This window comes from Gordonia sp. YY1 (genome assembly GCF_009872315.1).
Lineage (GTDB): Bacteria > Actinomycetota > Actinomycetes > Mycobacteriales > Mycobacteriaceae > Gordonia > Gordonia amicalis.
Genome location: NZ_WXYI01000013.1, coordinates 29021 through 42344 on the forward strand (window position 1 = coordinate 29021; position 13324 = coordinate 42344).

Consider the following 13324-nt stretch of genomic DNA (forward strand, 5'->3'; position numbering starts at 1 on the left):
GCCACGCCGGTTGAGCCGACACCGAGCGCAGCGAGGCGTCGCGTCGAAAGCGCCCACCGGGCCGGCGGTGGCCTCGTCTACTCGATGATGGTCTCGACTACTTGATCGTGAAGTACTTCTGCGCCACCTGAAGCGCCGCGGTACCCGACTTCGGACCTTCGGTGTAGATCACGACCACCTGTCCGCCCTGGATGCCGACGAACCAGCCCGGTCCCTCCGGGCCGTTGGTGCCGACCAGCGCCTTCAGCCCGGGTGCCCGGGTGAGGTCGCTGGCATCACCGGTGGCCGCGGTGGCGGTCATCGCCTTCAAGATCGGTCCGACGAGAGCGGGGTCGAGGCCGCCGAGCTCACCGCCGGCGACCTTGGTGGGCACATTCCTCAGGACGAACGGCGGCACCGACGAGGGCTGACCCGCCGCGGCGCGTGCCATTGCGACGCCGAGCGCACCCATGTTGGTCATCGACATGTTCGTCTGGCCGGGGCGGTAACCGATGGTCGCGATACCGGGCTGGCCCGGCGTCGGAACGCTGGCCCCCGGCACGGTGAACTGGACACCGAGACCCAGGCGGTCGAGCAACGTGTCCGCCTGCTCGGGCTGCGGCCCGGCAATGCGTCCGACCTCGTCGAAGACCGGGTTCAGCGTCGAACCGACCGGGTAGGCCCGATCGATATCGATGTTGCGCTCGGCCGCATACGTGTTCTGCGCCATGCCCAGGATCGCGCCGGTCTGGGCGTCGAGGGTGAGGATCGTGGCGGGCTGCCCGACCTCGACCGCGGCGTCGCCGAGGGTCAGCTGCACACCCTGATCGACGGTCGACAGCACATCGGGTCCGGGCGGTCCCTGCTCACCTGCGAGGCGGCGCGGCCGGACGCCGGGGTTGACCATCTCGACCTGCCAGCCGGCTGTGGCGTCGCGGATCGCCTGCCAGTAGTTGGTCAGGCCGTCCTCGAGCGGCGACGACAGCCGACGGTCGGCCATGACGAGCTGATCGGTGCGGTTGACGCTCACGCCGGGAACACGCGCGGGGTCGCCCGCGAGAACCTGCATGTCCGGATCGCGCAGCGTGACGGCGATGACCGACTTACCCGGCGTCTCGGCCAGCTTCTCGCCGATGACCGCTGGGGTGATCAGCGGCGCGATCGGCGCGATCACGCCGGCCAGCGCTCGGGTCGTGGCCGCCAGATCGCGCGTCTGTGCAGGGTCGATGACGATTTCGTTCACCGGTTGGAGGTACATGAAGACCTTGTTCGAGCGACTGCGCACCGACGGTGAGGGCGTCGCGTCGGTCCGGATCTCGCGGAGGTGACCTCCGGCGCCGAGACCCGGATGCAGGATCGCCGGATCCCACGTGACCTTCCACCCCGACGACAACTTCCGGGCAGTTCCTTCACTGCTCGCCTCGTAGGCGCGTCCCTTGTCCCAGTTCCACTTCGTGGTCAGGGCGAAGGTCGCGGTACCGTCGCTGTATTCGACGGGTTTCTCGATGTCGACGTCGATCCGTTGCGCAGACATCGATTTCAGCGTCGTGATCAGACTGTCGCCGGCCTGACCGGGCGCGGTGGTGAGCTGCGCGGCACCGCCGGCGTCCTGTCGGCTCAGCGCGCTGGCGAATGCGTCGATGGCGGCAGCAGCACCGGTGTTCGACGATCCGGTGAGCGAACAGGAACTCACCACGACGGCACAGGTGACCGCGGCACAAGCGGCGGATGTTGCGCCCTTGACCCAGATCTTCATGACGACAATCTTCACTCTTGTCACACTCGAATTCGACGCTCCCAGCTTCCATTCGGGAATCAAGCCGGTCACGAACTCATCTCGTCCCGCAATCTGCGGGTCGCATCGGTCCGGGACGTATGGTTCGATCCACCAAACGGGGGACAAACCGCACCGAGTCCGGCCCGCGCCGACTGCGATGATGGAGCCATGGCTTTCACGGTGATCCCCGGCGACGATCGCATGGTCACGACGACCGACTGGCTCACCTCACGACACGGGTTCTCCTTCGGCGATCACTACGATCCCACGAACACCCACTTCGGTGCCCTCCTCGCGTTCAACGACGAGGAGGTGGCGGCCGGCGCGGGCTTCGACCTCCACCATCATCAGGAGAGCGAGATCGTCACGTGGGTGGTCTCCGGAACGCTCGTGCATCGCGACTCGGCCGGACACTCCGGAGTGCTCTATCCCGGTCTCGTCCAGCGGATGAGCGCCGGTACCGGGGTCGAGCACTCCGAGCGCAACGACTCCTGGCCCGAGCTGGCGGGTTCCGGGACCGAGCCGGTGCACTACGTGCAGATGTGGCTGATGCCCGACCGGCACGGGCTCACCCCGTCCTACGACCAGGCCGACGTCGCCGACCAGCTGTCGACCGGTGAGCTGGTCGCGGTCGCCTCCGGTGCCCCCGACCGGGGGGCGGCGATCTCCCTCGCCAACGCCGGCGCCACGCTCTACGCCGCGCGGCTGCGCGCAGGCGGGACCGTCGAACTCCCGGGCGCCCGGTTCACCCACCTGTTCGTCGTCGACGGGCAGGCCGCGGTCACCGTCGACGGGGAACCTGCGCCTCTGGACGCCGGCGACGCCGTCCGCGCCCTCGACGCCGAACTGATGTCGGTCACGTCCTCCGCCGGCGCCGAGATCCTCGTGTGGTCGATGGCGTCGGGGCTCGGCGGTTCCTGAGGCCCCACCCGCTGCACGAAACCTCCACACCGGGTAACCCCATGCCGGTTGAGCCGACACCGGGCAACCCCATGCCGGTTGAGCCGACACCGAGCGAAGCGAGGCGTCGCGTCGAAACCCGCCCGCCACCGACCCGCTCACCAGCACGGCGGGAGGTTTCGACGCGGTGGCTCGCTCCGCTCGCTACCGGCTCAACCAGCAACCGCGACCGCCGCGTGACATAGGAGCGTTGAGTAGGCGAGGAGCTTGCGACGAGCCGCCCCCGCTCGTTGAGTAGGCGAGGAGCTTGCGACGAGCCGTATCGAAACGACCTCACCGACCTCGGTCGTCCTTCGGCCAGCGCATCAGACCTATTCCGCCGTCCGCGACAGCGCGTGCAGGTCCTTCGCGGTCGGTGACTTCTCGACGGTGTCCGGGTCGGGGTAGGTCCGCAGCAACCGGTCGACGGTCCCGGCGGTGGTGACCGTGAACCAGTAGTGCTCGTTGCGGTAGTGGTGGAACCGGTGGTTGCGCCAGATCCTGCGGTAGAACGCGTGGCGCGGCCGGTAGTCGGAGTGGATCAGGTAGTGCGTCCACTCGTAGACCAGGCCGATTGCCGGCAGCACGACCAGGAAGGTCAGCCCGCGCTCGACGCTGGTGAAGACGACGAGCCCGACGATGAGGGCCGCGATCATCACCCCGATCAGCACCTGCCACGGGATGAAGATGAGCGGGATGTCGCGGGGATTGTGGTGATGCTCGCGGTGTTTGCGGGCGACGAGCGGGTCGACGGTGACCGGGCCCAGGCGCTTCGGTCGCCAGTGCAGGACGAAGACGTGGACCAGCCACTCCACCAGCGGGAAGCTCGCAACCATGATCGCCGGGACGAGTAGGTCGGCAAAACCCCAGCCGCCCAACCACACTCGTGCCGCCAGCGCGGTGACGAGGAAACCCGCCATGATCCACGGCGACGGATGCCGGAGGAACTCGGCGAATGCGTCGCGCAGCGACATCGAGTGCCGCGACCGCATGCGTCGTTCCTCGGCCGCGACCTGCCGGCGCGCCCTGATGTCGATCTCGTCGGCGGCCATCAGTGTTCCTCCTGTGGGTCGGTGATCTCGAGTGCCTCGCAGAGAGCGAGTAGTGCCGTCGTCGCGGGTGCGAGAAGGGCTCGGGCCGCGGCTTCGGCGCGTTCGGGTGCGTGCGCGGCGATGGTGTCGACGAGCGCGCGGTAGCCCTCGATGTTCCCGACCTCGGGTTCCAGGACCCCGGCCAGAGCGGGTACGGCGGGCTCGTAGGCGGCGCGCAGCGAGTTGTACATGAGCCGGAAGGCGATCGAGTCGGCCGCGTCGATGACGACGCTCCAGAACTCGAGGGCGGCGACCTGCTGGCCGATCGGGTCCGGCTCGGCGGCGAGACGATCCAGGACCGACCGGATCGCGACGAGATCGTCGTCGGTGGCACGTTGCGCCGCGAGGCGGGCGACCTCCGGCCCGACGGCGGCGCGCGCTTCGACGATCGACCGCGCGACACTCGGCACGAGCGCCCCTCCACGGAGGAGCAGCCGTGGCAACAGGTCGAGCCCGCCTGTGCGTGCAATGTCCTGGACGCGCGCGCCGTAGCCCTGCCGGATGGTCACGAGCCCGGCCGCGGCGACTCGTTTGAGCGCCTCGCGCACCGTCGGCCGGGACACCCCGAGCATCCGTGCCAGCTCTCGTTCGCTGGGGAGCGCTTCACCGGCGGCCAGATCGCCGGAGAGCACCCCCTCGACGATCTGGTCGAAGACGATCTCGGGTGCGCTCTGCTGGGTCACCGGCTCGAAGGGCATGCTGTGACGGTAGCCACCCTCGGTCAGGTGGTCAAGTGGTCAGACCAATTGTGCCGCATGCTCGCGACGTCGGCGGAGACGCGCCGGCCCTACGTAGCGGCACTCCGCTGAAGCGGTGATTCTGCAGGTCAGCGCAGCTGGTCGAGCAATCGCAGCCACACCTCGCTGACGGTCGGATACGACGGCACCGCGTGCCACAACCGCGACAGCGGCACCTCACCGACGATCGCGACCGTCGCCGAGTGCACGAGTTCGCCCGTCTGCGCCCCGACGAACGTCGCACCCACGAGGACGTCCCGCGCCGCGTCGACGACCAGAGAGGCGTACCCCGAGTAGTCCGGACCCAGCAGGTACGACCCGGCCACCGAGATGCCCCCTTCGGCGACGCGCACGTCGATGCCCGCGTCCTCCGCCTGCGCGTGGGTCAGCCCCACCGAGGAGATCTCCGGTCTGGTGAACACCACCTGCGGCACCGCGGCATGGTCCGAAACCGCGACGTACCGCGATCCGTCGAGGTCTCGCCCCTCCGCCCGCGCCGCGATGACGTCACCGGCCACCCGCGCCTGATACTTGCCCATATGCGTCAACGCGTTACGGCCGTTGACATCTCCGACCGAGTACAACCACGGATGCCCCGGCACGGTGAGGTGATCGTCGACCGTCAACGGTCCCTTGGCCGCCAAACCCAGCGAGTCGAGGCCCACATCGGTTGTCGCCGGCGACCTTCCGGCCGCGACCAGGATCTCGTCGACGGTGAGCTCCCCCGCACCGTCGCCCGCGAGCCGGACGACCGCCGGGCCGCCGTGCAGTCGTCCGTATCCCGAGGCAGTGGCGTCGGTTCGTTCGACCGCCTCGATCGTCGTCCCGAAGCGGATGTCGGCGCCGCGAGCCCGCAGCGCGTCGGCAACCCGTTCCCCTGCAAAGGGTTCCATCCGCGGCAACAGCCGGTCCCCGCGGATGGCCATGACCAGGCTGCGCACCCCGAGGTCGAGCAGCCACGTCGCGGCCTCACACGCCACCACCCCGCCGCCGAGAACCACCACCCGTTCCGGGATCTCGAGGATGTTGGTGGCGTCGCGCGAGGTCCACGGCAGCGCTTCGCGCAGTCCGGGGACGGGCGGGACCGACGCGGTGCTGCCGGTCGCGATGACCACGGCCTCGCGGGCCGTCACCAACCGGTCGCCGACGCGGACCTGCTTCTCGCCGACGATCCGGCCGTGACCGCGGATCACCTCGATGCCGGCACCGTCGGCCCACTGCACCTGGCCGGAGTCATCGTGCGTGGCGGCGCTGTTGTCGAGACGCCCGGTGACGGTGTCCCGCCAGCCGAGCACGGCGTCGGCATCCGGATTCGGCGCCGATGCCCGTTCGCGGGACCCGGCCAGTGACCGCGCCTCCTCGAGGGCGTTGCCGGGTCCGAGCAGCGCCTTGCTCGGCATGCAGGCCCAGTACGAGCACTCCCCACCCATCAGTTCGTGTTCGACGATCGCGGCCGTGCGATCGCTTCCCCGTATCGCGTAGTCGGCAGCATTCTCGCCCACCGGACCACCGCCGATCACGACGACGTCGTAGCTGGTTTCTCCCACCATGGATCCACCGTAGGGACCGACCGGGGACCTCGTGCGATTTCGCCGGTACCGAACGCTGCTGACGGATCGCCCATCCGGTGACAGGATGGAGCGCGTGACTGCTTCGAATACCGACCTCAAGTCCGGACTCGACCTCGACTGGGTCGACGATTCCGTCCGCATCCAGGACGATCTGTTCGCCCACGTCAACGGGAAGTGGCTGGAGTCGCATGTCATCCCCGACGACCGTTCGGTCGACGGCGCCTTCCACGTGCTGCGCGACAACTCCGAGGAGAACGTCCGCGACATCATCACCGAATGCGCCGAGTCGAGCCCCGCGAGCGGCTCCGACGCACAGAAGATCGGTGACCTCTACGCGTCGTTCATGGACACCGATCACATCGAGGCACTCGGCATCGGCCCGATCACCGGGGAACTCGAGAAGATCGCGGCCGTCGACTCGGCGGACGCGCTCGCCCGACGCATCGGCCGGCTCCAGCGTCACGGCGCCGGTGGACTGTTCGGCTATTACGTCGACACCGACGCCAAGAAGTCCGACCGCTACCTTGTGCACGTCACCCAGTCCGGCCTCGGATTGCCGGACGAGTCGTACTACCGGGAGGACAAGCACGCGGGGACCCGGACCGCCTACGTCGCACACGTGGAGCGGATGTTCGCCCTCGCCGGCTTCGACGATGCCGCCGCCCGCGCCGCCACCATCCTCGATCTCGAGACCGCCATCGCGGCCGAACACTGGGACGTCGTCCGGCGCCGCGACGCCGAACTCACCTACAACCTGATGACGCTGGACGACTTCGCCTCCGCCGCCGACGGTTTCCCGATCGGTGAGTGGCTGGGCGGTCTGGGCACCACCGGCGATCCGACCTTCGCCGAGGTCGTCGTCGCGCAGCCGTCCTTCGTGTCCGGAGCGTCGGCACTCATCGCCTCACGCCCGCTCGAGGAGTGGAAGACGTGGCTGACGTGGCGCCTGCTCCATTCCGCCGCGTCGTATCTGTCGTCGGACTTCGTCGACGAGAACTTCGAGTTCTACGGCCGCACCCTGACGGGCGCGGAGACCATCCGCGACCGCTGGAAGCGCGGCGTCGGCTTCGTCGAGGGCGCGATGGGGTTCGCGGTCGGCAAACTCTATGTGGCCAAGCACTTCCCGCCCGAGGCGAAGGCGCGCATGGACGAGCTCATCGCGAACCTGGTGAAGGCCTACCGCCGCAACATCTCCGAACTCCCGTGGATGACCCCGGACACCCGGGAGAAGGCCCTCGCCAAGCTCGAGAAGTTCACCCCCAAGATCGGCTACCCGGTCAAGTGGCGCGACTACAGCGCACTGAGCGTCGACCGCGGTGATCTCATCGGGAACGTCGCGCGCGCATCGTCGTTCGAGCAGGACCGGGAATTCGCCAAGATCGGTGGGCCGGTCGACCACGACGAATGGTTCATGACCCCGCAGACGGTCAACGCCTACTACAACCCGGGCATGAACGAGATCGTCTTCCCCGCGGCCATTCTGCAGCCGCCGTTCTTCGATCCCGAGGCCGACGACGCGGTCAACTACGGCGGCATCGGCGCGGTCATCGGGCACGAGATCGGCCACGGCTTCGACGACCAGGGCGCGAAGTACGACGGCGACGGCAACCTCATCGACTGGTGGACCGACACCGACCGCACCGAGTTCTCCTCACGCACACGTAAACTCATCGACCAGTACGGCGAGTTCACCCCGACCGGCCTCGACCCCGAGCACAAGGTCAACGGCGACTTCACCATCGGGGAGAACATCGGCGATCTCGGCGGTCTGTCGATCGCGCTCGTCGCCTACGAGATCGCCCACGAGGGGCAGGATCCGCCGGTCATCGACGGCCTCACCGGAACGCAGCGCGTGTTCTTCAGCTGGGCCCAGATCTGGCGCACCAAGACCCGGGACGCCGAGGCGATCCGCCGCCTGTCCATCGACCCGCATTCGCCGCCGGAGTTCCGGTGCAACGGCGTCGTGCGCAACGTGGACGCGTTCTACGAGGCGTTCGACGTGAAGCCCGGCGACGCACTGTATCTCGAGCAAGACCAGCGGGTCCGGATCTGGTGAACGACGCACCTGGGGCCGGCGGCGCCTCGCCCGATGGCGCCCCGGTACCGCGACCCGGGGCACCGGAATCCTTCGTCCTCGCGAAGGGACGCGATCTGACAGTCGCCCTACTCCGGCCCGTCGGCGCGGCCATCGTGTTGCTGATCGGATACTTCTTGTTGCCGATCAACAGGACGAGCGATCTCAACATCCTCGGACTGACGGTCGGCGCCTTCCTGCTGGCATCTTTCTGCGTCTGGGAGGTCCGGAAGTTCGCCCGGTCGGTCCATCCGCTCGCGACCGCAATGGAGATGCTCGTCGCACTGTCGACGTTCTACGTCGTCGTCTTCGCCACCACGTATTACCTGTTCTCCGAATACGACCCGGGCAGCTTCAACGAGTACCTCAGCCGCGTGGACGCCCTGTACTTCTGCCTGACGGTGTTCACGACAACCGGTTTCGGCGACATCGCGGCGTATTCGCAGGGCGCCCGCATCGCGGTGTCCATCCAGATGGCCAGCACCCTCGTGCTCCTCGGACTCGGTCTGCGATTCCTCAATCTGCTGATCAACCAGAAACGCCAGGCCACCGGAGGGTGACCTGGCGTCGCCGGGTGTCAGCGCGAGCGATCAGTGATCGCCCTCGCCGGAGCGATCAGTAGTCGTCGTCGCCGTAGACGATCAGGCCGCGAATGTTGTTGCCCGCGAGCATGTCGTCGTAGGCCTCGTTGATCTGATCGAGCCGGTAGGTCTTGGTCACCAGATCATCGATATTCAGCTTGCCGGCACGGTACTCGTTGAGCAGCGCCGGCACCTGGGTCCGGGGGCTGGCACCACCGAAGATCGCGCCCTGCACCCGCTTCTGCAGCAGGGTGAGCTCGAAGAGGTTCATCTGCGCGTCCATCGACGCGTAGTTGCCCATGCCCACCACGACGACCTGTCCGCCCTTGCCGGTGAGGGCCAGGGCGGGCGCGATCATCGAGCCGTCGATCTCACCGACGGTGAGGATCGTCGTGTTGGCCATCCGGCCCCAGGTGATGTCGCCGATGGCCTCGGCCGCCGCCTCCATCGACGGGAAGGTGTGCGTCGCACCGAGTTTTTCGGCCATCTGCAGCTTGAAGGGCACGGGGTCGACCGCGATGACGTGGCGCGCACCGGCCGCCGCGGCGCCCTGGACCGCGTTGATGCCCACACCGCCGATGCCGACCACGACGACGGTGTCGCCGGCATGCGTCCCGCCGATCTCAACTGCGGAGCCCCAGCCGGTCGCGACACCGCACCCGAGGAGTGCCGCCGCCTGGAGCGGGATGTCGTCCTCGATCTTCACCAGCGAGGCCTGATTCACGGTGATGTAGGGCGCGAAGGTCCCGAGCATGCACATCTGGACGAGCGGAAGTCCGTCATGGGTGTGCGCACGGTTCGTGTCGTCGGCGATCGAGAGGCCGGTCAGCAGCCGTGCACCCTCGTCGCAGATGTTCTGCTGTCCTCGCGAACACGGCTCGCAGGTCCCGCAGGCCGGGATGAACGCGGTGACGACGTGGTCGCCTTCCTTGAGGTTGGTGACGCCCGGGCCGACCTTGGTCACCACGCCGGCACCCTCGTGACCACCCAGAACCGGCATCGGGGCGGGGCTGTCGCCGGTGCGGAGGTGATGGTCGCTGTGGCACAGACCCGAGCTGACAAGTTTGACCTGGACCTCGCCCGCCACCGGATCGCCGAGCTCGAACTCCTCGATCTGCCACTTCTCACCCGGATTGCGGAGAACTGCACCTTTGGTCTTCACATGTGCTCCTTACTCGTGCCGCCCCGGAACAGGGCGTTAGATATCGCCGTCTGCTTATGCAACGTACATCACATGGTGGTCCAAGACCGCGGTCGCCGCAGCCATTTCACGTGATCCGTCTCGCGCGTTCGCTCCGGCCTGCGGCCGGCGCCGAATCGGTTGCATGCGACCGTCCTCGAGCCCCTCGTCGGCACGTGAGAGCAACACTTGGAACGATGGCCCCATGCCGGACAAGACCGATTCGAGTCCCCGTCCCACCCGCAAGCTCCGCTGGCTGATCCCGGCCCTTCTACTCCTCGCCTGGTTGATCGTCGGCGGGATCACGGGCCCCTTCGCCGGCAAGCTCGCGAGCGTCGCGAGCAACGACAGCAGTTCCTTCCTCCCGGCGTCGGCGGAGTCCACGCAGGTCCAGAACCTCCTCGCCGACTTCCAGGACACCGACGAGATCCCCGGCATCGTCATCGCCGAACGCTCGGGCGGGATCACGCCCGGCGACCTCGAGTTCCTGCGCACCACCACCTCCGAGGTGGCCGGTCAGCCCGGATTCGGACCGGCGGTCTCGCCGCCGATCCCGTCGCAGGACGGTCAGGCCGCGCAGGTCTTCGTCCCGATCGACAGCGCGGGCGAACCCGCCGACACCGTGGAGATCTTGCGCGACAAGCTGGCCGACGCGCCGGACGGTCTGACCGTCGCGGTCACCGGCCCCGCCGGCCAGGTCGCCGACCTCGGGGAGGCCTTCGCCGGAATCGACGGCCTGCTGCTGCTGGTCGCGGGCACCGTGGTGATCCTGATCCTGATCGTCGTCTACCGCAGCCCGATCCTGCCGTTCGTGGTCCTCATCTCCGCGGTCTTCGCCCTCGGACTCGCGTCGGGCCTCGTCTACTTCCTGACCAAGCAGGGCGTTCTCGACCTCAACGGTCAGAGCCAGGGCATCCTGTTCATCCTGGTCTTCGGCGCGGCCACCGACTACGCGCTGCTGCTCGTATCCCGATATCGGGAGGAGTTGATCGCGACCGAGGACAAGTACGCGGCGCTCCGGCAGGCGTGGCGCGCCACGATCGAGCCGGTCGCCGCGTCGGCGGGCACCGTCATCGCCGGTGTCCTCTGTCTGATGCTGTCCGACCTGAACTCCAACAAGAGCCTCGGCCCGGTCGCCGCGATCGGCATCCTCGCGTCCTTCCTGGCGTCGATGACGTTCCTCCCCGCCGCCCTCGCGCTCCTCGGCCGGACCGCGTTCTGGCCGCTGCGCCCCCGGTACGCCCCGCAGACCTCGGCCGACAGCGGTGCCACCCACCGCCTGTGGAAGCGCATCGCCGACACGGTCGCGTCCAAGCCGCGCGCCATCTGGGCCGGCACCCTGATCCTGCTGCTCATCGGCGCGGCATTCGCCCCGACCTTCAAGGCCGACGGCATCGCGTCGACCGACTTCTTCATGGGCTCGGTCGAGTCCGTGGAGGGCGCCGAGATCCAGGCGAGACATTTCGACGCCGGTAGCGGTACGCCCACCTACGTCATCGCCGATCAGGGCGCAGGCACCGCCGTACTCGACGCGGTCCGCGCGACCGACGGTGTCGCCGGCGCCGAACTGATCACCGAAGGCAGCGCGCCGATGGTCCGTGACGGCAAGGTCGCCGTCACCGCCACGCTGACCGACAATGCGGAGTCACTCGCCGCCCAGGACACCGTCGCCGACATCCGTTCGGCGGTCGGCCAGGTCCCGAACGCGAACGCCCTGGTCGGCGGCACCACCGCCATCGATCTCGACACCCGCGAGACGTCCATCCACGACCGCAACCTGATCATCCCGATCGTGCTGATCGTCGTGTTCCTGGTCCTGGTGGCGCTGCTGCGCAGCGTCCTCGCGCCCGCGATCCTGCTCGCGACGACCGTGCTCTCCTTCGCGACGACGTTGGGTGTGGCCGCGCTGCTGTTCAACGGTCCGTTCGGCTTCCCCGGCGCCGACCCGGTGGTCCCGCTGTTCGCCTTCGTGTTCCTCGTGGCGCTCGGCATCGACTACAACATCTTCCTGATGACCCGGGTGCGCGAGGAGGCGCTCCGGCATGGCACCCGCATCGGCATGATCCGCGGGCTCACCGCGACCGGCGGCGTCATCACCTCGGCCGGAGTCGTGCTGGCGGCGACCTTCGCGGCCCTCGCCGTGATCCCACTCCTGTTCCTGGTACAGGTGGCCTTCCTGGTGGCGTTCGGCGTCCTCGTCGACACCCTCATCGTGCGTACGCTCCTGGTTCCCGCACTGACCCTGGACATCGGACGCAAGATCTGGTGGCCGAGCGCGCTCGCAAAACGGGAAGAAGAGGACACGACACCGGAATCCGTCCTCGAGAGGGCGTAACATCAGCTGTGACAAGCGAATTCACTAATTCCAACACCGTCGGCACGGTAACGCGTTAGCGTCAGGTATTCGCATTCCCACGTCGGTTGGCTGGTGATCTCATGACCCTTATCGAACACAAGGAAGAGGGCCGCCAGGACTTCTCGTCACTGCGGCAGGGCGGTCTCAACTGGGACTCGTTTCCATTGCGACTCTTCGTCAAAGGGAACTCCCGGTTCTGGGATCCGGTGGCGATCGACTTCTCCCGGGACGCGCAGGACTGGGTGGAGCTGAACGACGAACAACGGCGCAGCGCAACCTATCTGGTGAGTCAGTTCATCGCCGGGGAGGAGGCGGTGACCGAGGACATCCAGCCGTTCATGAAGGCGATGGCGACCGAGGGCCGCTTCGGTGACGAGATGTACCTGACACAGTTCTGTTTCGAGGAGGCCAAACACACCCAGGTCTTCCGGATGTGGATGGACTCCGTCGGACTGACCGGCGACCTCCAGCCCTTCGTCGCCGACAATCCCTTCTATCGCCGCTTGTTTTACGAGGAGTTGCCGGCGTCTTTACACGCCCTCGAACACGACGCGTCGCCGCGTAACCAGATCCGCGCGAGCGTCACCTACAACCACGTCATCGAGGGCAGCCTGGCACTCACCGGCTATCACGCCTGGCAGAAGGTCTGTACGCGGTTCGACATCTTCCCCGGCATGCAGAAGCTGATCCGGTTCATCAGCGACGACGAGCGGCGCCACATGGCATGGGGCACCTTCACCTGCCGCCGTCACGTCGCCGCCGACGACTCGCTGTGGGCCGCCGTCGGCGAGCGCATGGACGAACTCCTCCCCTTGGCGCTCGACATGATCGACTGGGTCAACCAGCAGTTCGACGAGCAACCCTTCGGGCTCGACAACAACGAGTTCCTGACCTATGCCGCCGACCGCGCCCAGCGCCGGCTCTCCGCGATCGAGTCCGCCCGCGGACGCTCGGTCGCCGACATCGACGTCGACTACTCCCCAGAAGTCCTCGAGGACGCCATGGGCGAGGACGACGCGGTGCGGTTGCAGATGTGACC

Annotated in this window: 10 protein-coding genes; 5 read left to right on the forward strand and 5 right to left on the reverse strand. The window is 67.8% G+C overall.

Annotation, left to right across the window (positions count from 1 at the left end; genetic code table 11):
• Positions 1-97: 97 nt before the first annotated feature.
• On the reverse strand, positions 98-1735 hold the full coding sequence (locus tag BPODLACK_RS16385) for an NTF2-like N-terminal transpeptidase domain-containing protein (RefSeq protein ID WP_024499459.1): 1638 nt from the start codon (positions 1733-1735) through the stop codon (positions 98-100).
• A gap of 189 nt (positions 1736-1924) precedes the next feature.
• Here BPODLACK_RS16385 and BPODLACK_RS16390 point away from each other — a divergent pair, with 189 nt between their 5' ends.
• Entirely contained in the window at positions 1925-2677 is a 753-nt protein-coding gene (locus tag BPODLACK_RS16390; RefSeq protein WP_159405710.1) for a pirin family protein, read from the forward strand.
• A gap of 350 nt (positions 2678-3027) precedes the next feature.
• Here the strand turns inward: BPODLACK_RS16390 and BPODLACK_RS16395 are convergent, their stop codons facing one another.
• From BPODLACK_RS16395 to BPODLACK_RS16405, 3 genes are all read right to left on the reverse strand, one after another.
• A complete protein-coding gene (locus BPODLACK_RS16395) occupies positions 3028-3747 on the reverse strand; it encodes a sterol desaturase family protein (protein WP_006436665.1) in 720 nt (239 codons plus the stop codon).
• Complete coding sequence (locus tag BPODLACK_RS16400) at positions 3747-4484, reverse strand: FadR/GntR family transcriptional regulator (RefSeq protein ID WP_006436664.1); 738 nt, start codon at positions 4482-4484, stop codon at positions 3747-3749. Before BPODLACK_RS16400 ends, BPODLACK_RS16395 begins: the two co-directional genes overlap by 1 nt.
• 128 nt (positions 4485-4612) lie before the next feature.
• A complete protein-coding gene (locus BPODLACK_RS16405) occupies positions 4613-6073 on the reverse strand; it encodes a dihydrolipoyl dehydrogenase family protein (RefSeq protein ID WP_024499457.1) in 1461 nt (486 codons plus the stop codon).
• Positions 6074-6158: 85 nt separating this feature from the next.
• Here BPODLACK_RS16405 and BPODLACK_RS16410 point away from each other — a divergent pair, with 85 nt between their 5' ends.
• Together BPODLACK_RS16410 and BPODLACK_RS16415 are read left to right on the forward strand one after the other, a co-directional pair.
• Positions 6159-8150: a M13 family metallopeptidase gene (locus tag BPODLACK_RS16410; protein ID WP_159405711.1), complete on the forward strand. Its 1992-nt coding sequence runs from the start codon at positions 6159-6161 to the stop codon at positions 8148-8150.
• Positions 8147-8728, forward strand: coding sequence for a potassium channel family protein (locus BPODLACK_RS16415; RefSeq protein ID WP_006436661.1), 582 nt, complete (start codon positions 8147-8149; stop codon positions 8726-8728). The genes BPODLACK_RS16410 and BPODLACK_RS16415 overlap by 4 nt, the downstream gene beginning before the upstream one ends.
• A 55-nt stretch (positions 8729-8783) precedes the next feature.
• On the opposite strand, the gene BPODLACK_RS16420 is transcribed toward BPODLACK_RS16415, so the two are convergent.
• Positions 8784-9911, reverse strand: a complete 1128-nt coding sequence (locus BPODLACK_RS16420) for an NDMA-dependent alcohol dehydrogenase (protein WP_159405712.1) — start codon at positions 9909-9911, stop codon at positions 8784-8786.
• Between the two features lie 223 nt (positions 9912-10134).
• Here BPODLACK_RS16420 and BPODLACK_RS16425 point away from each other — a divergent pair, with 223 nt between their 5' ends.
• A complete protein-coding gene (locus BPODLACK_RS16425; protein ID WP_024499453.1) occupies positions 10135-12264 on the forward strand; it encodes an MMPL family transporter in 2130 nt (709 codons plus the stop codon).
• Positions 12265-12365: 101 nt separating this feature from the next.
• Positions 12366-13322, forward strand: a complete 957-nt coding sequence (locus BPODLACK_RS16430) for a R2-like ligand-binding oxidase (protein WP_159405713.1) — start codon at positions 12366-12368, stop codon at positions 13320-13322.
• Positions 13323-13324: the final 2 nt, after the last annotated feature.